Raw genomic sequence first — 20,688 nt, forward strand, 5'->3', positions numbered from 1 at the left:
TCAGCACTGTATACCTATTAAGATTTTAAGCAGCATTGTTTGAATTTTTTGCCACTATGGCAAATACAGAGGTCATTTCTACCGGGTAATTTAGCCGTCATTTGCTGGCCTTGGCTGTAATACCAGCGACTTGCTTGGTAGATAAATTCGGATCGCTCATAGATAGCATCAATTTCACCATCGAGCTTATACCAAGCTTTAAAAGTAACAGTGCCATGTCGTTGTTCAACTATCGCCGCTTGAGCATTGTGGCTTGGTGTTTCAGTACTGCTCTGTACATCTAATCCTAACCAATGTGGATGAGGATCAGCATTGAGGCTCGTGAGAGTAAGGCCATTTAGATAGTCTGGATGATGTGTTTTTAAAATGTAATCAAAATTTTTCAATACAAATGCGCAGTAGCGTGAGCGCATAAGCTGTTCAGGTGTACGGGCAATCACTTGCCCAGTGTCTACATGCGTATGCAGTGGACCACAGCAATCTTGATAGCTTAGCCCACTGCCACAGGGACAGGTTTGCTTAGTTGTAGTCATGTTAGCTAAATCTTTAATTTAATTGTATTTGTTTAAATTTATTCGATTTCTATCTAAATGCGTTAGATGTGAGATAGTCCATTTAAACGTAATAGGCATTAACATTAGGGTAATTTTTTACCCGCAGGTAAAGGCGGAAATTGGCGACCATAATACAAGTTAGGCACTGGTTTCGCATTCAGATAATAGCTAGGTTCTGCGCGGTTATTGGTATCTAAGCTCACTTTCCATTGGGTGGATGAGACTTTTTCTGTACCAATAGCAAATTTGCCCGCAAATTCACTCACAGGTTCGCCAGTTTCTTGTGCTGGGTAAAATCGAACCAAATAATAGCCTGTATCTATGGCACCATTACCGATAATTTTGCGTTTAGTAATGCGGAAATCCACGTCAATAGTGGCTTTTTTGGCGCGGATTTTATCGAAAAACTTCTTGTAAATGGCGACAATATTGTCTCGTCCATAGTAAATTTCTTTACTTTGACTCTCAGATAAGTAGCTAGCGTCATCAGCGTAAATCTCACGAGTCACCTCAGGGGACAATTGATTAAAAGCGCTAATAAACAAAGGATAATTAGCGTTGATCAATTGATCATCAGTGGATTTTGTATGAGTTTTAGCTGGATTGGCTAAGCTTGGCAGTGACAATAAGCACATCAGGACTAGCGGCAAAAATTTCATTACTTTATTCTAATCTGGCAATCATGGCGTCACTATAATGGAGGCGCCCGCTGAACTAAAGCCTTGAATGTTTACAAAGTGTGTTTCTGTACAAGAGTGTGAAGTAAAGGAGCTTGCCATGCTGGATGATGAATCAGCACTGTTTTTTGAGGAAATGGCTGGAGTCGTGCCACTAAAAGGCGTTATGCCAGTGGTAAATTTAGCACCGAAAGCGTTGACTGCTGAGCAAATACACAGACGCGATACTTTACAACGGGAAGCCTTCCTAGCGTGTATGCCTCTGGATTTAAAAGTGTTTCCACTGCAAGCGCCTGATGACATTGTGAGCTTTAAGCGTGAGGGGGTACAAGGCGGCGTTTTTAAACGACTCCGAATGGGGCAATACAGCATCAAGATGGAGCTTGATGTGCATGCTTATCGGTTAAACCAAGCTCGTGATGCCGTCCTTAACTATTTACTGGCAGCGCAGGCACATGGTGAACGCTGTGTCATGTTGATCCACGGTAAAGGCTATCAGAGTCAACCCTTTGCAGGATTGCTCAAATCCGCTGTGTGCTATTGGTTATCACAACTCGACATGGTGCTTGCCTATCATTCGGCGAAAACCGAGCAGGGCGGTGCTGGGGCACTTTATGTGATGTTAACTAAGTCAGAACAGCTCAAGCTTGAAAACCGTGAAGCCAATCGTAAAGGTATGGGATGGCGTTAGATTAAACAGATAAGGATTGAATAAAAATGCCCAATTTTATTGGGCATTTTGTTTTATGTTATTGGGTGATGATTTAATGAACCCTTACCAACCACACTGGCGGTTTGCGGTGGTATTTTGCTCATCTAACCATGTTTTAAGTGGGGTGAAGTAATCGAGCACCGCTTTTGCATCCATGGCTTCTTTGCCGGTGACTTCTTTCAATGCTTCTGGCCAAGGTTTACTTAAGCCTAACTCGAGCATCTTATTGAGTTTCTCTCCCGCTGCTTGATTACCATAAATACTGCATCTGTGTACCGGACCTTTATCGCCTGCAGTTTCACACAGCGATTGATGGAATTGGAATTGCAAAATATGCGCTAGGAAGTAACGGGTGTAGGGTACATTGCCTGGTACATGGTATTTAGCACCCGGATCAAAATCTGCTTCACTACGTTCAGTCGGTGCTTTGACGCCTTGGTATTTTTCCCTCAGATCCCACCAAGCTTGGTTATATTGGGCGGGCGTGATTTCGCCGCTAAACACTTTCCAGCGCCACTGATCTATCATCAGGCCAAAGGGCAAGAAAGCAATTTTGTCTAAGGCTTGTTTTAGTAAGAGGCCGATATCCTTAGATGCATCAGGTACTTCTTCTAATAAGCCGATTTGCTTTAAATAGCTTGGCGTAATCGACAGTGCAATCGTGTCACCAATGGCTTCATGGAAACCATCGTTGGCGCTGTTTTTAAATAGGAAGGGTTGTTGCTTATAAGCGCGTTGATAGAAGTTATGCCCAAGTTCGTGGTGGATAACGCTAAAATCTTCGGCAGTTTTTTGGATACACATTTTAATGCGGATATCGTCGAGATTATCGAGATCCCACGCCGAAGCGTGACAAACCACATCACGGTCCTTTGGTTGAACGAATAGAGAACGTGCCCAAAAACTTTCTGGCAATGGTGCGAACCCTAATGATGTGAAGAAGCCTTCGGCTTGTTTCACCATTTTATGCTCGTCATAGCCTTTCTTTGCCAGTAACTCAGTGACATCGTAACCCGGATCAGCATTGTCAGGGGCGACGAGATCATACACATTGCCCCATTGCTGGGCCCACATGTTGCCAAGTAAGTGTGCAGGGATGGGGCCAGTGGTCGGTGCGACGGTATTCCCGTACTCTTTATTCAATTCTCCCCGTACGTAGCAGTGCAAGGATTCATAAAGTGGCTTAACTTGGCCCCAAAGACGGTCGAGTTCCTGTGAAAAGTCATCGGGCTTCATATCGTATTGACTGCGCCATAGTTCAGACAGGTTGGCATAACCGAGATCCTTTGCGCCTTCATTGGCCAGTTCAACTTCGCGTTGAAACAAGGGGCGCATGGGTTTAGCGATTTCACGCCAGCCTTTCCACGCTTCCAGTAATTTTACGGGATCTCGTGATTCGGCCATTAAGCTCGATAGCTCAGGCTGAGTCATACACTTGCCGTCGGCAAAACAGTATTTTCCTTTGCCGTATAAGCCATTTAATTCTGAACTAATTTGCGCCAGCTCGGTATTCTTCGCAGGATCGAGCGGCGCGGGTAACACTAACGCACTGCGCAGGATATTGAGCTTGCGGGCATTTACGGGATCGAGTTGCACATTGGCATACTTAGCCGCCTCGGTTGCAAATTTTACCGACGCTGCACTGACCTTTTCGCCGACTGCGGCAGAAAGGGCCGCGGTATCATCAGTAATAAAGTTGCTGTAAATCCACTCGGCGCGATTAGATTCAATCGATAATTCGGCCATCTTGGCTTCAGCATCATTAATAAAAGCAATGGCTTGTGCTTTATCTGGGGCGGTATTGATGACAGCTGCTTCTGCAGTAGCTGTCTTGTCTGTTTTACTTTGTGGATCATTACAGGCCGTTAATCCCAGCGAGAGTGCCACTGTGAGGGCGATTTTACTGCGACGATTCAATGAAATAACCATGTCTAGTTGTCCTTGTTGTTTTTGTGTTACACAGTTTACCTAAACCACAGGGTTATTGCACAAGGGTTAATTGACTTGTTTTTAACACTTATTCGGACATGTATGACATACCACTTGTATCACAGACTAGAAAGCGGTGAATTTGTCCAATTTTAGTTTGACATCCGTGGTGCCAATGTTTAATTTAAACGAGTGTTTTAAATTAATTCAAGGTCACGGAATGGCAAGTCGATCCGATACAAAAACTAGAATACTTGATGCCGCAGAAAAACTGTTCGCCGAACGGGGCTTTTCTGAGACTTCCTTGCGACTCATTACCAGCAAAGCTGAGGTGAATTTAGCATCGGTCAATTATCACTTTGGTTCTAAAAAAGAGCTGATCCGTGCAGTGTTAGCCCGCTATTTAGACGTATTTATGCCTGCTGCTTCAAGCCAAATTCACCGTTTAAATGCCGCTCCAGCACAAGCTACACTCGAAGAGATCCTGTCTTCTTTGGTCGATCCTTTATTGGATTTAAACGCGCTACGTACCGAAGGCACCACGATCTTCCTGCAGCTTTTAGGCCGTGGCTATATCGAAAGCCAAGGGCATTTACGTTGGTTTATTACTACCCATTACGGCCAGCATCTCGATGCTTTTGTTAAAGCCGTTTCGGCCAGTGCACCACATATTCCACCCGCAGAAATGTTTTGGCGCTTACACTTTACCTTAGGCACTATCGTGTTCACTATGGCGTCCGCTGATGCCCTAAATGACATTGCTGCTGCTGAGTTTGGTGAGCATAACGACATCGAAGCCGTGATCCGTAAAGTGATCCCCTACATGGCGGCTGGTGTATCAGTCCCCGTTTCTTCTTAATTAAAAGGTCTTGATAATGTTGACGATTATAATTCTTGCCCTGATAGCCATTATCGTGTTGTTTGCGGTGAAAAATATCCGGATGCAGTTTATTACCCGCCCAGTTTTTAGTTTTTTCAAGAAGGTCTTGCCGCCACTTTCCGATACCGAGCGTGAAGCGATGGAAGCGGGTGATGTCTGGTGGGAAGGGGAGTTATTTCGCGGAAATCCTAACTGGAATACCTTGCATAGCTATGGCAAACCCACGCTAACTGCAGAAGAAAAAGACTTTATTGATAATCAAGTAATGACAGCACTGACGATGATCGATGATTTCGACATAGTGCATAACCGCAAGGATTTACCGCCAGAGCTGTGGGAATACTTTAAGAAAGAAGGTTTCTTCGCACTGATCATTCCGAAGAAATTTGGTGGTAAAGCTTTCTCTGCCTATGCAAACTCGACCATTGTCAGCAAATTAGCCAGCCGTAGCGTCAGTGCCGCTGTGACTGTGATGGTGCCGAACTCTTTAGGCCCTGGTGAGTTGCTAACCCACTATGGTACGAGCGAGCAGAAAGAACGTTGGTTACCTGCTTTAGCTAAAGGCGATGAAATTCCTTGTTTTGCATTAACTGGTCCAGAAGCGGGCAGTGATGCCGGCGCTATCCCCGATGTAGGTATTGTGTGTCGTGATATTTTCAACGGCGAAGAAATGCTTGGGCTTAAACTTACATGGGATAAGCGTTATATCACGCTGGCTCCTGTAGCAACAGTTCTGGGTTTAGCGTTCCAAATGCGCGATCCTGAAGGTCTGCTTGGCGATAAGAAAAACTTAGGCATTACCTGTGCGTTGATCCCAACGGATCATCCTGGTGTGGTTATTGGTCGTCGTCATAATCCGCTGGGTATGGCGTTTATGAACGGTACTACTCAAGGTAAAGAAGTGTTTATTCCGCTGGATTGGATTATCGGTGGCCCTGAGTTTGCCGGTAAAGGCTGGCGTATGCTGGTTGAGTGTTTGTCAGCGGGCCGCGGTATTTCATTGCCAGCATTGGCAACGGCTTCTGGTCACATGGCGACGAAGACGACAACGGCTTACAGCTATGTGCGTCACCAGTTTGGTATGGCAATTGGCCAGTTTGAAGGGGTGCAAGAAGCGCTGGCGCGTATTATTGCCAACACTTATCAGTTAGAAGCTGCGCGTCGTTTAACAACCACGGGTATTGATCTTAAAGTCAAACCTTCGGTCGTGACCGCGATAGCTAAGTACCACATGACTGAATTAGGCCGTTCTGTGATGAACGATGCCATGGATATTCAATCGGGTAAGGGCATTCAATTAGGACCTAAAAACTATTTAGGCCACCCTTATATGTCGAATCCAATTTCGATCACTGTAGAAGGCGCGAATATTCTAACCCGCTCATTGATGATTTTTGGTCAAGGTGCGACTCGCTGCCATCCTTACGTACTTGCCGAAATGGAAGCCGCTGCGATGGAAAACCAACATGAAGCCTTAGAGCGTTTTGATGCGCTATTAATGGGCCACATGGGTTATGCCACGCGTAATGCTTTCAGTGCGTTGTTTAGCGCGTTAAGCGGTAGCCGTTTTGGCAGTGCGCCAGTGAGCGGTGAAACTAAGCAGTACTATAAAGATATGTCGCGTATTTCGTCTGCATTAGCCTTAATGACAGATTTATCAATGCTGATCATGGGCGGCGATTTAAAACGTAAAGAAATGCTGTCTGCACGTATGGGTGATGTGCTCAGCCAGTTGTATTTAGGCTCAGCAACCTTGAAGTTGTTTGAAGATAATGGCCGTCAACAGGATGATTTGCCTGCGGTACGTTATGTAATGGCCAATCGTTTGCACTTGGCAGCTAAAGCGTTGGAAGACACGATTCGTAACTTCCCAAGCCGTCCTGTGGCATGGTTACTGCGTGGCTTAATCTTCCCGCTGGGTAATCACTTCACTGCACCGAGCGACAAAATGGCGACCGATTTAGTTAGCGGCATGTTGAAGCCTGGCCCAGCTCGTGAACGTATTACTTTCTTATGTCCTGAATTTGAAGGGGATAAGGGCGGTATTGCTGAAGTTGAGCAAGCATTTATCGCGCAATATGCCTGTAAAGAAATCTATAAAAAACTGAAGAAAGCGCAGCGTGCCGGTGAGTTGCCAGCAAAAGTGCCTAATCAAGTCTTGTTTGCAAAAGCACTCGAGACTGGCGTTATCACTGCCGACGAAGAACAAAAGTTACAGCATGCTGATAAGCTGCGCTTAGCGGCAATTAATGTGAATGATTTCGAAGCGTTATAGTGATTGCTAGTGTTTGATGTTAGCGTTTAATGTTAGTGCAGTTTGGTCTAAGCGGTGTTAAGTTCGATGGCTACTACTACACTTGGGCCGCTTAGATTTCCCCCAGCAATGATAGACCGATAAATCAGCACCAACAGAAATCTGCACTTACAGAAAACAGTCAATATAAAAAAACCACCTTCATGAGGTGGTTTTTTATTGGCTTTTTTCTAACGCGCTTGAGTTGTTAGAAGAAGCTTAAGCAACTTAAGCTACGATCAACACTTTACAGGTGTTAGTGCCGCCGATGGTTTCCATTGCATCGCCTTTGGTCATTAATACCATATCACCGCTATTCAAATAACCAGCCGCAGTTAATGCTTCTAACGCTTTTTGCGCTAGCTCATCGGCTGGGTGGATAGTTGAATCGAAGTAAATTGGCAACACGCCGCGGTACAAGGCCATTTTGGCTAAGGTTGTTGCGTGACGTGATAAACCCAGGATTGGCAGTGAAGAACTGATACGAGACATCAACTGTGGTGTTGCACCCGATTCAGTCAGAGCGATAATCGCCTTAACGCCTTCTAGGTGGTTTGCTGCATACATAGTTGATAGTGCAATGGTTTCTTCAACTGAAGTGAAACGCACATCTAATCTATGCTTAGACACAATCACACTTGGGTGAGATTCAGCGCCAACACACACGTTTGCCATTGCCTTAACGGTTTCTTCTGGGAAGTCACCGGCAGCAGTTTCAGCAGATAACATCACAGCATCGGTACCATCAAGCACAGCGTTCGCCACGTCCATCACTTCGGCGCGGGTTGGCATTGGGCTTGAAATCATCGATTCCATCATCTGGGTGGCAGTGATGACGACTTTATTCAGTTGGCGTGAACGGGCGATTAACTTCTTCTGCACTGCAACGAGTGCAGCATCACCAATTTCAACACCTAAGTCACCACGGGCAACCATAACAACGTCAGACGCTAAGATAACATCATCCATCGCGGCATCGGTCGCAACCGCTTCAGCACGTTCAACTTTAGCAACGATCAACGCATTACAACCTGCTTGACGGGCAAGATCGCGTGCATAGTCCAAGTCTGCACCACTGCGCGGGAAAGACACGGCTAAATAATCCACTTGGATCATTGCTGCAGTGAGAATGTCAGCCTTGTCTTTTTCGGTCAGCGCAGCAGCAGAAAGTCCGCCGCCTTGTTTGTTAATACCTTTGTTGTTAGATAAAGGGCCTGCCACAGTCACTGTGGTATGCACTTTACGGCCTTCAACACGCTCAACGCGTAATTGAACACGGCCATCATCTAACATCAGGATATCACCAACAGTCACATCGTCTGGCAATTGCTTGTAATCGATACCCACTTGGGTCTCGTCGCCTTCACCTTTGGCTAACTCGGCATCAAGTACATAGGCTTGACCTAATACGAGTTGTACTTTCTTATTGTCTTTGAAAGTAGAAACGCGGATTTTAGGGCCTTGTAAGTCACCAAGAATGGCCACATGAACGCCTAACTCTTTAGCGATTTCGCGCGCTTGAGTTGCTCGTTTTAGATGATCTTCGGGGGAACCGTGGGAGAAATTAAGACGTACAACGTTTGCACCTGCCGCGATGATGCGGCGTAGGTTATCATCACGATCGGTAGCGGGACCTAGAGTGGTGACGATTTTGGTTCTGCGGAACATAAGGATACTCCGTTAAAGTTAAAAAAAATCTTGGGACTATATTACCATGCAATTCCAAATTTTGTAGTAAAGTTACAATCAAATTGATCTAAAGTTATGTATGAAAATTGTGAGGTATCGCTGATATTTGCACGATAAATGGCTAGGTTAAGGATCAACACTAGCCATTTTTAGAAAAGGAAGTGAGTTACAGTATCGGATCTTTATTGATGCGAGACTCTTTTAACACTTCTTTCACTCGTTTCAAATTATCGCGGAAACGTGGGCCTCTACGTAAGGTAAAACCCGTTGCCAATACATCTATAGTGACTAATTGGGCTAAACGCGAGGCCATAGGTAAATACATGTCAGTATCTTCTGGCACTTCCATTGTCACGGGCAGTGTACATTCCATTGACAAAGGCGAGTTGCGGGCGGTAATACCAATCACAGCTGCACCATTTTCTCTCGCTAAACGCGCTATTTCAATCAATGACTTAGTGCGGCCAGTGTGGGAAATCAATACCACCACATCGCCCTCATTACTGTTAATACAGCTCATGCGTTGCATTAGAACATCGTCAAAACAGATGACAGGGACATTAAAGCGGAAGAATTTATTTTGCGCGTCATGGGCAACTGAAGCGGATGCGCCTAGGCCAAAAAAGGAAATAGTCTTAGCTTGAGTGAGAATGTCAACGGCTTTATTAATGGCTGAAATGTCTAGGCTTTGACGTGCGGTATCGAGCGAAGCCATTGAAGATTCGAATATTTTTGTCGTGTAAGACTCAGTCGAATCATCTTCTTCAACGTGGCGGCTCACATAAGGTGTACCGTTCGCAAGACTTTGTGCTAGATGTAACTTAAAATCAGGGAAACCTTTAGTATCTAAGCGGCGGCAGAAACGATTCACAGTAGGTTCACTGACATCTGCCATCTTAGCCAGTGTGGCGATGCTAGAATGTATAGCTGTCTGTGGTGATGCTAAGATCACCTCTGCAACTTTGCGTTCTGATTTACTAAAATGGGTGAGGCTTTTTTGAACCTTTTCTAGGGTATTCATACGCGTATGTCCGCTAAATTGAGAATGTAATTTTATTTATTTTTGTTTTGTGGGGACAGATCAAGGCTGGCGGCCCACAAAGAGACTCTATGTAGTAACTTTTCAGTACAATTTTGAAATAAGACTTTACTACCTTCAGTAATTTAAGCACAAAAAGCATATCAGATTAATGCTGTAAGTGCCTAGTTAGCTAGAATGTTAATATTTATAAAAATAGATGCATTTAACAAATTCTGTTGTTATATTACAACAAAAGTGTGGATTTCTTCATCGACATGAAGGGACACGACATACAAAGGAGATCGTAACGCAATGGGCAAAACAACATCAGGCGCCAAAGCTTGTGACTTCGTACTCTTTGGTACTAAAGGCGATTTGGCACGACGCAAGTTGTTACCTTCTTTATACCAGCTAGATAAAGCTAAACTTCTCGATAAAGATACGAAAGTGATCGGTGTCGCGAAAGACGAGTTTACTCAAGATGAGTTTATCGAATTAGTCACGCTTGCATTAAACACCTTCGTTAAAGAGCCTTTGTGCGAAGAGACTCTCCAACGTTTCCTGTCCCGCTGCCACTATATAGGCACTAACTTTACCGATTCAGCGGGCTACAGTGCCTTCCATGATCTGCTCAAACCAGAAGAGCGCGTTATGGTCAGTTACTTTGCTACGCCACCTGCAATATTCGGCGACATTTGCCGTTGTTTGCATGAACAAGATCTTATCCACCCAGATTCACGCGTGGTGCTCGAAAAGCCCATCGGCTCAGATTTAGACTCTTCTCGCGTTATCAATGACCAAGTTTCCGCTTACTTCAAAGAACGTCAGGTTTACCGTATCGACCATTACTTAGGTAAAGAAACCGTACAGAACTTGATTGCACTGCGTTTTGCTAACTCTTTATTTGCCTCTAAGTGGGACAACCGTACGATTGACCACGTCCAGATCACAGTCGCAGAAGAAGTGGGCATCGAAGGCCGTTGGGGTTACTTCGACAAAGCGGGTCAAATGCGTGACATGATCCAGAACCATTTGCTGCAAGTGTTAACGCTCGTTGCTATGGATCCACCCGTTAACTTAGACGCTGACAGCATCCGTGATGAAAAAGTCAAAGTGCTCAAATCACTGCGTCCGATTAATTCTGACAATGTGTATGAAAATACCGTACGCGGTCAGTACAGTGCGGGCTTCTTAAAGGGCAGCCCAGTACCGGGTTATTTAGAAGAAGAAGGCGCCAACCTTCAATCACACACAGAAACCTTCGTGGCTATTCGTGTGGATATCGACAACTGGCGTTGGGCGGGCGTGCCTTTCTATTTACGTAGCGGTAAACGTATGCCGTTTAAGAGCTCTGAAATTGTGGTGTATTTCAAAAACCCACCGCATAACTTGTATCGCTCAAGCTACCGTAATCTGCCACCGAACAAGCTGACAATCCGTTTGCAGCCCCATGAAGGGGTTGAAATCCAGATGATGAACAAAGTGCCAGGTTTGGAGCAAAAACAACGTCTACAAACCACTAAACTCGATTTGAGCTTCTCCGATACCTTTAAAAATGAACGTATCGCCGATGCCTACGAGCGTCTGTTACTTGAAGCTATGCTCGGTAATCAAGCGCTGTTCGTGCGCCGTGACGAAGTCGAGCAGGCATGGACTTGGGTGGATGGCATTATCCAATCATGGGAACAAAGCAACGAAAAACCAAAACCTTATCCTGCGGGTACTTGGGGTCCAGTTGCGTCAGTTGCTTTGATCACCAAAGATGGCCGTTCGTGGGACGAGTAGGAGACTTTGATGATTAAAGAAACCGTATTCAAATCTTTCGATACGCCAAGTGCGTTAGAACAACAGCTTGCGAATAGAATTGCGAGCCAGTTGCAGGAAGCCGTCGATGCCCGCGGAAAATCGAGCTTAGTGGTTTCCGGTGGTTCGACGCCGCTTAAGTTATTTCAACTATTGAGCATGAAATCCATCGATTGGAGTGATGTTTATATCACGCTTGCCGATGAGCGCTGGGTTGAAGCCGACGCTGATGCTTCTAATGAGCGCCTCGTGCGTGAACATTTATTACAAAACCGTGCGGCAAATGCCAAATTCCGCGGTTTAAAAAACATGTTTTCGACCGCAGAAGCGGGCACCGATATGGCCGCCGAGTCCTTGTCTAACTTCCCACGTCCTTTTGATGTGGTGGTATTAGGCATGGGTAACGATGGTCATACTTGTTCTTGGTTTCCCTGCAGTGCTGAGCTTGAAAATGCGCTCACAACCCAAGCCCTGTGTGTGGCGACGAACCCCACCACAGCGCCCCATGGCAGAATTACGCTCTCTAAGAGTGCGATTCTGAACAGCAGACAAATTTATCTGCACTTGGTCGGGGAACAGAAATTATCCGTATATCGTCAAGCGTTAGAAAGTGATGATGTCCATGCTATGCCTATCAGAGCCGTATTAGCGCAGCGTAAAACGCCCGTTGATGTGTTCTGGAGCGCTTAAGGAGTCACTATGCACTCAGTAGAAATACACTCAGTAGTTCAAGCTGTTACCGACAGAATTATTGCCCGTAGCAAAGCGTCACGTGAAGGTTATCTCGCCGCATTGAATGATGCCCGTAACCATGGTGTACACCGTAGCTCATTGAGCTGTGGCAACTTAGCCCATGGTTTTGCCGCCTGTAATCCAGACGACAAAAATGCATTGCGTCAATTGAATAAGGCGAATATCGGCATAGTGACGGCATTTAACGATATGTTATCTGCGCACCAACCCTATGAAAGCTATCCTGAATTGCTGAAAAAAGCCTGTCAGGAAGTCGGCAGTGTTGCACAAGTGGCGGGCGGTGTTCCGGCCATGTGTGATGGTGTGACTCAAGGTCAACCCGGTATGGAATTGAGCTTACTGAGTCGTGAAGTGATTGCTATGGCAACGGCTGTGGGCTTGTCTCACAACATGTTCGATGGTGCTTTACTGCTCGGCATTTGCGATAAAATCGTTCCAGGTTTGCTTATCGGCGCCTTAAGCTTTGGTCACTTACCTATGTTATTCGTGCCCGCAGGGCCGATGAAATCAGGTATCCCGAACAAAGAAAAAGCCCGTATTCGTCAGCAATTTGCCCAAGGTAAAGTGGATCGCGCGCAACTGTTAGAAGCTGAAGCCCAGTCTTACCACAGTGCAGGAACCTGTACTTTCTACGGCACTGCAAACTCGAATCAGTTGATGCTTGAAGTGATGGGTCTGCAGTTACCAGGCTCGTCATTTGTGAATCCAGATGATCCACTGCGTGAAGCCTTAAACAAGATGGCGGCTAAGCAAGTGTGTCGTTTAACCGAAATGGGCACCCAATATACCCCAATCGGTGAAGTGGTCAGCGAAAAGTCTGTGGTTAACGGCATTGTGGCGCTCTTGGCTACTGGCGGTTCTACGAACTTGACCATGCACATCGTCGCCGCGGCTCGTGCTGCCGGTATTATCGTGAACTGGGATGATTTTTCTGAATTATCCGATGCCGTGCCATTAGTGGCGCGCGTGTATCCAAACGGTCACGCCGATATTAATCATTTCCATGCAGCCGGTGGCATGGCGTACTTAATCAAAGAATTGCTCGATGCGGGTCTATTGCATGAAGATGTAAATACCGTTGCGGGCTTTGGTTTACGCCGTTATACCCAAGAGCCAAGGTTGCTCGACGGTGAACTGCGCTGGGTCGATGGTCCAACGACTAGCTTAGATACTGAAGTGTTAACGTCAGTCGCATCACCTTTCCAAGGCAACGGTGGCTTAAAATTACTCAAAGGTAACTTAGGCCGCGCTGTGATCAAAGTGTCAGCAGTACAAGAACAACATCGTGTCGTTGAAGCGCCCGCGGTGGTGATTGACGATCAAAACAAACTCGATGCCTTGTTCCAAGCCGGTGCTTTGGATAGAGATTGTGTTGTCGTGGTTAAAGGTCAAGGCCCGAAAGCTAACGGTATGCCAGAACTGCACAAGTTAACCCCATTATTGGGAACGCTTCAGGACAAAGGCTTTAAAGTCGCGCTGCTGACCGACGGTCGCATGTCTGGTGCGTCGGGTAAAGTCCCTGCGGCCATTCACTTGACGCCAGAAGCCTTAGATGGTGGTTTAATTGCCAAAGTCCAAGATGGCGACTTGATCCGTGTCGATGCGTTAACAGGCGAACTGAGCCTGCTTGTATCTGAAGCTGAACTTGCCACCAGAGCCGCGGGAATAGTGGATTTACATCGCTCACGTTATGGCATGGGCCGCGAGTTATTTAGTGCGCTACGTTCAAATCTAAGTAGTCCAGAAACTGGTGCGCGTTGTACTAATGCCATCGATGAACTTTATTAATACAAAGGAAGAATAACGCAATGCTTGAGAATAACTGGTCACTACAGCCACAAGATATTTTTAAACGCAGCCCTATTGTTCCTGTTATGGTGATTAACAAGATTGAACATGCGGTGCCATTAGCGCGAGCACTGGTTGCCGGTGGCATTAGCGTGTTAGAAGTGACTTTGCGTACGCCTTGTGCACTCGAAGCTATCACTAAAATCGCCAAAGAAGTGCCTGAGGCCTTAGTGGGCGCAGGGACTATCCTAAACGAAGCTCAGCTTGATCTTGCGATTGCCGCTGGCGCGCAGTTTATTATTACCCCAGGTGCAACGGTTGAACTACTTAAAGCGGGTATGCATGGTCCAATCCCTTTAATTCCAGGGGTTGCGAGCATTTCAGAAGTGATGACGGGGATGGCGCTCGGTTACACCCACTTTAAATTCTTCCCAGCCGAAGCTTCGGGTGGTGTTGATGCGCTGAAAGCCTTCTCGGGTCCGCTAGCGGATATTCGCTTCTGCCCAACAGGTGGCATTACGCCTAGTAGCTATAAAGATTATTTAGCGCTGAAAAACGTCGATTGTATTGGTGGTAGTTGGATTGCGCCAACGGATGCAATGGAACACGGCGATTGGGATCGTATTACTCAACTTTGTAAAGATGCCATCGGCGCTTTATAAATCGAGCTTGAAATAGTGACAAAATAAAAAACCACCGCGAGGTGGTTTTTTGTCTTTTATCTTTCGCATTTTGATAGAGAACGGCTGCGATAGCTGACTCTGTAGAAAGTCTGGTTTTTACAGTAACACGAGCATTTACAAACAGTCTGGCTTTATAGCAAGTCGGGCCGCGCAATGCCTGCTTGCCTACATTTCCTTGCTCAGTTCTACATTTGAGCCGGCTTTTGGGCTAAACAACTGCTGATATAGTCTGCCTGCAAACTCATCAGTCATTCCTGAAATATAGTCCGCCAACACTCTGTGACTGTTTAAGCCTTGTTGCTCACTTTCGCGCCAGCGCTCTTGGGTGTTCAGTGGTAGTAAACGCTCTGGATCGGAAGCGAAGGCTTCAAATAATCCCATCACAATTTGCTGGCCTTTATATTCGAGCATTTGGATCTCAGGTTTACGGATCACGTATTTATAAACCAGTTGCTTGAGCACATTGAGCGCAATGGCAAATTCGGGCTCTAATGTTGCATTAAAGCGCAATAATGGCTCTTCGAACACGTCATCTTCTGAGATAACAATAGCGGTGACAAAGCCATTAACGAGTGTGCCTATGGCATCTTTACGCAGGTGATGCTCATGGGAAAACAGCTTGTTGCCAATATCTGCCAGCTCTTGTTTTATCCACGCATCACTGCTGTTCGTCAGTGTCGGCGCCACATCTTGATGCCACTGGGACGCTGTGACTATGCCCATCACAATCGCATCTTCGAGATCGTGCACCGCATAGGCGATGTCATCAGCCAGTTCCATGATCGAGCAATCGAAGGATTTAAACTGGGTTCGCAAATGCGGATAGTGGTGCAGGGCGGGGTGTGAACCTTGCTGAGTTGATGTAAAACGACGGCTATCTGCCTCAGATAAAGGCTCAAGCACCCAAGCGAAGATGTCGTTATCATCGTCGAAAATGCCCTTAACCGGCGGCCATTGTGACGGTTTTAACTGTCTGTGGTTGGTGATTTCACTATGCTCGCCCGCGACAAACAGCTTCGAGTGCGGCGCAGGGTATTTCAAAATCCCGAGCATGGTACGCCGACACAAGTTCATCCCAAAATCTAAAGTGTAGGGCTCAAGTTTCGATAAAATACGAAAGGTTTGGCCATTGCCTTCAAAACCGCCGTGGTCGCGCATCATGTAATTCAATGCGACTTCGCCGCCATGGCCGAATGGAGGATGACCAATATCGTGGGCTAAACATAAGGACTCTAATAAGCTCATAGAGCAAAGCAGTTGTTTATGTTGTGGATATTTACGTCTGAGCTGCGCGGCTATGCCGGTGCCAATTTGCGAGACTTCGAGTGAGTGGGTTAATCGGGTGCGATAGAAGTCATTCATGCCAACGCCGAGCACTTGTGTCTTAGCCTGTAGGCGGCGAAAGGCGGCCGAGTGGAGAATACGCGCCCTGTCTCTTTGGTAAGGGCTGCGGTGATCGTTACGCCGTTGTTTATCTTCACCATGACGGCGTTCTTGCCAAACACTTGAAGTCATATGCATTCCTAGCGAGAGTGGAAAATCAAAGCATCTTGTTAATTTCGTCTAAATTCAAAGTGAAACTGGGTACAAAGCAGCTCATAAAATACTGTACTGAGGGATCAGGATTCGTCGACAGCATGTCTTCGAGACGCTTACGGGCGGTATTAAATTCACTATTGCCAGCGCGGTTTTCCTCAAGGCATTTAAGATAGGCACACAGAGTGTCAGCCGATTTCACTATGGTCTTGTAAACGGGATCGGCGTAATCGCTGATGAACAGACTGCGATAATCCTCTTTAAATTCCTCAGGTACCATATCTAACATGCGCTGCTCGGCAATCGCCTCAATCTTTTTATACTCGGCTTCAATTTCTTTATTGAAGTATTTCACCGGCGTCGGTAAGTCACCCGTGAGAATTTCACTGGCATCGTGAAAAATCGCCAGACTCGTGGCTTGATGGGGATCGAGCGTCGTGCCGAATTTCTTATTACTGATGATCACCAGTGCATGGGCCACCATGGCAACTTGCAGCGAGTGTTCTTGAACATTTTCAGTGCGAACGTTGTACATCAAAGGCCAGCGTTGGATAAGTTTCATGCGAGCTAAATGCGCAAATAAGTGACTCATAGTTTTCCTGCTAAAGAGTGAAATCGGTAGGCGACAAGCTGCAATGGAAGACATGATACGAGTGAATAGGCAGTATTGACGCTAGTGAAGTCTTAGATTATCACAGCCTTGGATGACACGTGAGCATGAGCGTGGAGGATTTAAAGAAATAGCTAAAAATAAAGCGACCACTAGGATCGCTTTATGACTCAAACTGTTAACTGAGGATAAACTTACTGCCGATAGTTTTCGAGGAAGGCGCCAAACTCGGTAAATGCTTTTTTCAGATCTTCTTTATAGGGCAAGAAAACCACTCGCAAATGGTCAGGCTCAGGCCAGTTAAAGGCGCTGCCATGGACTAACAGGATTTTCTTTTCTCTGAGTAAATCCAGCACTAAACGCTCATCATCCCTTAGGTTGAATTTCTTCATATCCAGTTTAGGGAAGGCATAGAGTGCGCCCTTGGGTTTTTTAACGCTCACACCTGGAATTTGGTTAAGTAATTCATAACAGGCATCCCTTTGAACTGTGAGGCGGCCATTAGGCAAAATAAGCTCGTTAATACTCTGATAACCGCCGAGCGCGGTTTGAATCGCATGTTGATTGGGCACGTTTGCACAGAGGCGCATCGAGGACAGCATTTCTAAGCCTTCGATGTAACTTTTAGCTGCCTTAAGATTGCCAGATAACATCATCCAACCAACACGAAATCCTGCTGCACGATAAGCCTTTGATAAACCGTTAAAAGTAACAGTTAAAATATCATCTGATAGACCCGCAGCAGGAATATGCTTGGCTTCGTCGTATAAAATTTTATCGTAAATTTCATCGGCAAAAAGGATCAGATCATGTTGACGACACAGTTCAACCACTTGCAGCAGTAATTCTCTGCTGTATACCGCTCCGGTTGGATTGTTCGGGTTAATCAGCACTATGCCGCGGGTACGTGATGAAATTTTACTTTTAATGTCGTTGAGATCGAGGAACCAGTCCGCTTCTTCATCACAGCGATAATGCACAGCCTTGCCGCCCGCGAGATTCGCCGCAGCCGTCCACAGGGGATAGTCTGGAGAGGGGATTAAGATCTCATCATCGGTATTTAGCAAGCCTTGCATTGCCATCATAATGAGTTCTGAAACGCCGTTGCCTATATAGATATCTTCGATATCGACACCAAAAATCCCTTGGGCTTGATAATGCTGCACTATGGCCTTACGGGCAGAGAATAATCCTTTTGACTCACAGTAGCCTTGGGCACTGGGTAAATTGAGGATCACATCGCGCACAATTTCTTCAGGCGCTTCGAAACCGAAGGGGGCCGGATTACCAATGTTGAGTTTGAGGATTCGATGCCCCTCGTCTTCTAAACGTCTGGCTTCCTTGTGCACTGGGCCGCGGATGTCATAGCAAACGGTATCCAGCTTGTTGGATTTGATGATAGGGCGCATTTACACCTCGGAACATGCATAAAGTTTTGGCTTAAGTTAGCGCACCATAACGAAATTTCATTGCAGATGAAAGGGGGGATAAGCACAGAATTGCGCTTTTTTTATAAATATCCCTCAGTTAAATATGCTTTAACAGTCGATTAAAGAAATCTGCACAAGTTTTATGTTCTGACATTGGCATGATTTTAAGATTGTTTATCTATTGGGTTGGTAGGGGAATCTTGTTTATGTTTTTTCATTTCGAAAGATGAAAATGCGTTTTCATTAGCTGACTCATATTTGATTTCTCTATATTAGCCATATTAATCGTGACAGAAGAAAATGTATTTTAGCTGATACTTAATGGTTGATTTTTAATCACAGATTTTTGATAAGGTAAACTTATGCAAGCGGCATTTTATCTTGTGATAATTAGGCATATTTATTGAATGCTTATTAAGCTAAGAAGATCATAAATGTTTAAGTTGCGATGGCGTTAAAAGTCTTCTAAATTATATGGTTATGTAAAATTGTCTCGCGGGAATTAAATTTATTTTCTATCAAGTTAAATTTATAGTTGACTCAATATTCGATGCGCTTTATTTTCTGCGCGATGTTTTTGGCAAGGCACCTTAGATAGCAAGCAATTCGCGGGTTTTATCTTCAGGGTTAGTCATCATGAAGCAGCTGTGTTGACGTTCTGAATCGTGTTGATTTCAGGCGTTATTCTAAAACCATTTGCCTTTTAGGCGATTTATTTAGAGGACCTAAGTGCATGTCTGAACCGACAGCGTTAAGTCTCATTCCACCTTTGGTGGTATTGGTGTTAGCTATTTGGTTACGCCGTCCTATTTTATCTTTGATCATAGGTGCGGTAACCGGTTTCCTGTTACTCGATCCCAGTCAAGTCTTAAACAATTTTGCTAGTGTGTCATTGAAGGTTATGGCCGATGAAACCATAGGTTGGTTGATTCTGGTGTGTGGTGGTTTTGGTGCGCTCATCGCACTTTTAGTACGAACTGGCGGCGCATTAGCGTTTGGCCGCAATGCACTTAAATTGGCGAAAGGACCTAAATCTTCCCTATTAATGACTTTTATCCTTGGGATCGTGATTTTTATCGATGACTATCTCAATGCGTTGACTGTGGGTGAAACCATGAAGCGTGTAACGGATAAATTTAAAGTGTCCCGTGAAATGCTTGCCTATGTCGTGGACTCCACCGCCGCGCCCGTGTGTGTGTTAGTGCCATTATCGACTTGGGCGGTATTTTTTGGTGGATTACTGGTGGATAACGGTGTGGCAGCCGAAGGTCAAGGCATTGCAGTTTATATGCAAGCCATTCCTTACATGCTTTATGCTTGGTTAGCTGTGGCTATGGTGCTACTTGTCGCATTAGGTATTGTGCCCGCCATTGGTCCAATGAAGACTGCGCAGCTGCGCGCTGCCCAAGGTGAACCCGCGGAAGCGCAAGTGGATTTCGACCAAGTTCAAACTTCGGATGAATATGCGGTTAAAGCCATAGAAGAGGAATTTAAGCACGCCGATAATCAGGGCAAACTGCATAACTTTTTAGTGCCTATTGGTTTGTTAGTTGCCTTTACCGTGTACTTTGATATCGACGTGTGGAAAGGTTTGCTGGCGACCTTAGTTATCACGATTCCTTATTATGCAGTACAGCGCTTGATGCCATTTTCAGAGATGATGGACCAAATGATCGATGGCTTTAAAAGCATGCTACCGGCCATTAGCACTGTGATTGCGGCGTTTGTGTTTAAGGATGTGTGCGATCAGTTATTACTGCCGCAGTATGTCATTGAATCATTAAGCCCATTTATGACACCTAAATTACTGCCTGCGGTAGTGTTCTTATCTATGGCTATACTCGCATTTGCCACAGGTTCGAGCTGGGGTATATTTGCCGTGACGATTCCTATTGTAATGCCATTAGCGCAAGCGGTTGGGGCGGACATCCCATTAGTCATTGGGGCCTTATTGTCCGCATCATCATTTGGTAGCCAAGCGTGCTTCTACTCAGATTCAACCGTATTGGCCGCCCAAGGCTCAGGTTGTAACTTAGTGAGCCATGCTGTGACTCAGTTACCTTATGCACTTATCGCAGCAGTAATAGCATTTATCGGCTTTATTGTGATTGCATAACTTCTGTCACGATTAATATAAGAAACCAGCTACGGCTGGTTTTTTTATCTCTGCCGTAATGGGGTTAGGCGGCTAGAGTGAGTAAAAGGTGAGTAAAGAGTGATGAGGTATGAACTAGGATAAACACGATTACACTGCTAAATGAAGATTTTCAACTGATGTCAAATTATATTTTACGAAATTGTCATTTATATTTTACATATTTCATCGTCGC

At 45.5% G+C, this 20,688-nt stretch carries 16 protein-coding genes; 8 read left to right on the plus strand and 8 right to left on the minus strand.

All coding sequences use genetic code 11. The features are described 5' to 3' along the window. Positions 1 to 17: 17 nt before the first annotated feature. Complete coding sequence (locus tag AAA952_RS09785; RefSeq protein WP_263201034.1) at positions 18 to 533, minus strand: YchJ family protein; 516 nt, start codon at positions 531 to 533, stop codon at positions 18 to 20. 104 nt (positions 534 to 637) lie between these two features. Then, entirely contained in the window at positions 638 to 1,213 is a 576-nt protein-coding gene (locus AAA952_RS09790; protein ID WP_028760004.1) for a DUF4440 domain-containing protein, read from the minus strand. Positions 1,214 to 1,331: 118 nt separating this feature from the next. Between AAA952_RS09790 and smrA the strand changes: the two genes are divergently transcribed. Beyond that, positions 1,332 to 1,922 carry a DNA endonuclease SmrA gene (gene smrA, locus AAA952_RS09795; RefSeq protein WP_338256533.1) on the plus strand — a complete coding sequence of 197 codons (591 nt, stop codon included), beginning with the start codon at positions 1,332 to 1,334 and terminating at the stop codon, positions 1,920 to 1,922. A gap of 84 nt (positions 1,923 to 2,006) precedes the next feature. Here smrA and AAA952_RS09800 read toward each other — a convergent pair whose 3' ends face one another. After that, positions 2,007 to 3,872, minus strand: a complete 1,866-nt coding sequence (locus AAA952_RS09800; RefSeq protein WP_338256535.1) for a M2 family metallopeptidase — start codon at positions 3,870 to 3,872, stop codon at positions 2,007 to 2,009. A 220-nt stretch (positions 3,873 to 4,092) separates the two neighbouring features. Between AAA952_RS09800 and AAA952_RS09805 the strand changes: the two genes are divergently transcribed. Next, the gene (locus AAA952_RS09805; protein WP_028760001.1) at positions 4,093 to 4,731 is read left to right on the plus strand and encodes a TetR/AcrR family transcriptional regulator; all 639 of its coding nucleotides are present in this window, start codon (positions 4,093 to 4,095) and stop codon (positions 4,729 to 4,731) included. Between the two features lie 16 nt (positions 4,732 to 4,747). Then, positions 4,748 to 7,027: an acyl-CoA dehydrogenase gene (locus AAA952_RS09810; protein WP_338256538.1), complete on the plus strand. Its 2,280-nt coding sequence runs from the start codon at positions 4,748 to 4,750 to the stop codon at positions 7,025 to 7,027. A gap of 246 nt (positions 7,028 to 7,273) precedes the next feature. Here the strand turns inward: AAA952_RS09810 and pyk are convergent, their stop codons facing one another. Both pyk and AAA952_RS09820 read right to left on the minus strand, forming a co-directional pair. Beyond that, positions 7,274 to 8,713, minus strand: a complete 1,440-nt coding sequence (pyk, locus tag AAA952_RS09815; protein WP_105252459.1) for a pyruvate kinase — start codon at positions 8,711 to 8,713, stop codon at positions 7,274 to 7,276. 187 nt (positions 8,714 to 8,900) lie between these two features. Further along, positions 8,901 to 9,755 (minus strand): MurR/RpiR family transcriptional regulator, encoded by an 855-nt coding sequence (locus tag AAA952_RS09820; protein WP_006081563.1) that lies wholly within the window; start codon positions 9,753 to 9,755, stop codon positions 8,901 to 8,903. A gap of 312 nt (positions 9,756 to 10,067) precedes the next feature. Between AAA952_RS09820 and zwf the strand changes: the two genes are divergently transcribed. The 4 genes from zwf to AAA952_RS09840 are packed head-to-tail and all read left to right on the plus strand — an operon-like array spanning position 10,068 to position 14,761. Continuing rightward, on the plus strand, positions 10,068 to 11,540 hold the full coding sequence (gene zwf / locus AAA952_RS09825) for a glucose-6-phosphate dehydrogenase (protein ID WP_338256543.1): 1,473 nt from the start codon (positions 10,068 to 10,070) through the stop codon (positions 11,538 to 11,540). Between the two features lie 9 nt (positions 11,541 to 11,549). Beyond that, on the plus strand, positions 11,550 to 12,248 hold the full coding sequence (pgl, locus tag AAA952_RS09830) for a 6-phosphogluconolactonase (protein WP_338256546.1): 699 nt from the start codon (positions 11,550 to 11,552) through the stop codon (positions 12,246 to 12,248). 24 nt (positions 12,249 to 12,272) lie between these two features. Next, complete coding sequence (gene edd / locus AAA952_RS09835) at positions 12,273 to 14,099, plus strand: phosphogluconate dehydratase (RefSeq protein ID WP_028759996.1); 1,827 nt, start codon at positions 12,273 to 12,275, stop codon at positions 14,097 to 14,099. 20 nt (positions 14,100 to 14,119) lie between these two features. After that, on the plus strand, positions 14,120 to 14,761 hold the full coding sequence (locus AAA952_RS09840; protein ID WP_028759995.1) for a bifunctional 4-hydroxy-2-oxoglutarate aldolase/2-dehydro-3-deoxy-phosphogluconate aldolase: 642 nt from the start codon (positions 14,120 to 14,122) through the stop codon (positions 14,759 to 14,761). Positions 14,762 to 14,947: 186 nt separating this feature from the next. Here AAA952_RS09840 and AAA952_RS09845 read toward each other — a convergent pair whose 3' ends face one another. From AAA952_RS09845 to AAA952_RS09855, 3 genes are all read right to left on the minus strand, one after another. After that, positions 14,948 to 16,297, minus strand: a complete 1,350-nt coding sequence (locus AAA952_RS09845; RefSeq protein WP_338256551.1) for an anti-phage deoxyguanosine triphosphatase — start codon at positions 16,295 to 16,297, stop codon at positions 14,948 to 14,950. A 25-nt stretch (positions 16,298 to 16,322) separates the two neighbouring features. Next, positions 16,323 to 16,910, minus strand: coding sequence for a 5'-deoxynucleotidase (yfbR, locus tag AAA952_RS09850; RefSeq protein ID WP_168825242.1), 588 nt, complete (start codon positions 16,908 to 16,910; stop codon positions 16,323 to 16,325). 212 nt (positions 16,911 to 17,122) lie between these two features. Continuing rightward, a complete protein-coding gene (locus AAA952_RS09855) occupies positions 17,123 to 18,337 on the minus strand; it encodes a pyridoxal phosphate-dependent aminotransferase (protein ID WP_338256553.1) in 1,215 nt (404 codons plus the stop codon). 754 nt (positions 18,338 to 19,091) lie between these two features. On the opposite strand from AAA952_RS09855, the gene AAA952_RS09860 reads away from it, so the two are divergent. Then, positions 19,092 to 20,474 carry a Na+/H+ antiporter NhaC family protein gene (locus AAA952_RS09860; RefSeq protein WP_113939692.1) on the plus strand — a complete coding sequence of 461 codons (1,383 nt, stop codon included), beginning with the start codon at positions 19,092 to 19,094 and terminating at the stop codon, positions 20,472 to 20,474. Positions 20,475 to 20,688: the final 214 nt, after the last annotated feature.

It is taken from the genome of Shewanella sp. M-Br, assembly GCF_036245925.1.
In the GTDB taxonomy this organism is placed as follows: domain Bacteria; phylum Pseudomonadota; class Gammaproteobacteria; order Enterobacterales; family Shewanellaceae; genus Shewanella; species Shewanella oncorhynchi.

Excerpts from the sequence above, each read along its gene's own strand:
- yfbR (WP_168825242.1), bottom strand. The coding sequence starts at position 16,910 with ATGAGTCACTTATTTGCGCATTTAGCTCGCATGAAACTTATCCAACGC.
- AAA952_RS09805 (WP_028760001.1), top strand. The coding sequence starts at position 4,093 with ATGGCAAGTCGATCCGATACAAAAACTAGAATACTTGATGCCGCAGAA.
- AAA952_RS09800 (WP_338256535.1), bottom strand. The coding sequence starts at position 3,872 with ATGGTTATTTCATTGAATCGTCGCAGTAAAATCGCCCTCACAGTGGCA.
- AAA952_RS09840 (WP_028759995.1), top strand. The coding sequence starts at position 14,120 with ATGCTTGAGAATAACTGGTCACTACAGCCACAAGATATTTTTAAACGC.
- AAA952_RS09860 (WP_113939692.1), top strand. The coding sequence starts at position 19,092 with ATGTCTGAACCGACAGCGTTAAGTCTCATTCCACCTTTGGTGGTATTG.
- AAA952_RS09810 (WP_338256538.1), top strand. The coding sequence starts at position 4,748 with ATGTTGACGATTATAATTCTTGCCCTGATAGCCATTATCGTGTTGTTT.
- smrA (WP_338256533.1), top strand. The coding sequence starts at position 1,332 with ATGCTGGATGATGAATCAGCACTGTTTTTTGAGGAAATGGCTGGAGTC.
- AAA952_RS09785 (WP_263201034.1), bottom strand. The coding sequence starts at position 533 with ATGACTACAACTAAGCAAACCTGTCCCTGTGGCAGTGGGCTAAGCTAT.
- pgl (WP_338256546.1), top strand. The coding sequence starts at position 11,550 with ATGATTAAAGAAACCGTATTCAAATCTTTCGATACGCCAAGTGCGTTA.
- pyk (WP_105252459.1), bottom strand. The coding sequence starts at position 8,713 with ATGTTCCGCAGAACCAAAATCGTCACCACTCTAGGTCCCGCTACCGAT.
- AAA952_RS09790 (WP_028760004.1), bottom strand. The coding sequence starts at position 1,213 with ATGAAATTTTTGCCGCTAGTCCTGATGTGCTTATTGTCACTGCCAAGC.
- AAA952_RS09855 (WP_338256553.1), bottom strand. The coding sequence starts at position 18,337 with ATGCGCCCTATCATCAAATCCAACAAGCTGGATACCGTTTGCTATGAC.
- AAA952_RS09845 (WP_338256551.1), bottom strand. The coding sequence starts at position 16,297 with ATGACTTCAAGTGTTTGGCAAGAACGCCGTCATGGTGAAGATAAACAA.
- zwf (WP_338256543.1), top strand. The coding sequence starts at position 10,068 with ATGGGCAAAACAACATCAGGCGCCAAAGCTTGTGACTTCGTACTCTTT.
- AAA952_RS09820 (WP_006081563.1), bottom strand. The coding sequence starts at position 9,755 with ATGAATACCCTAGAAAAGGTTCAAAAAAGCCTCACCCATTTTAGTAAA.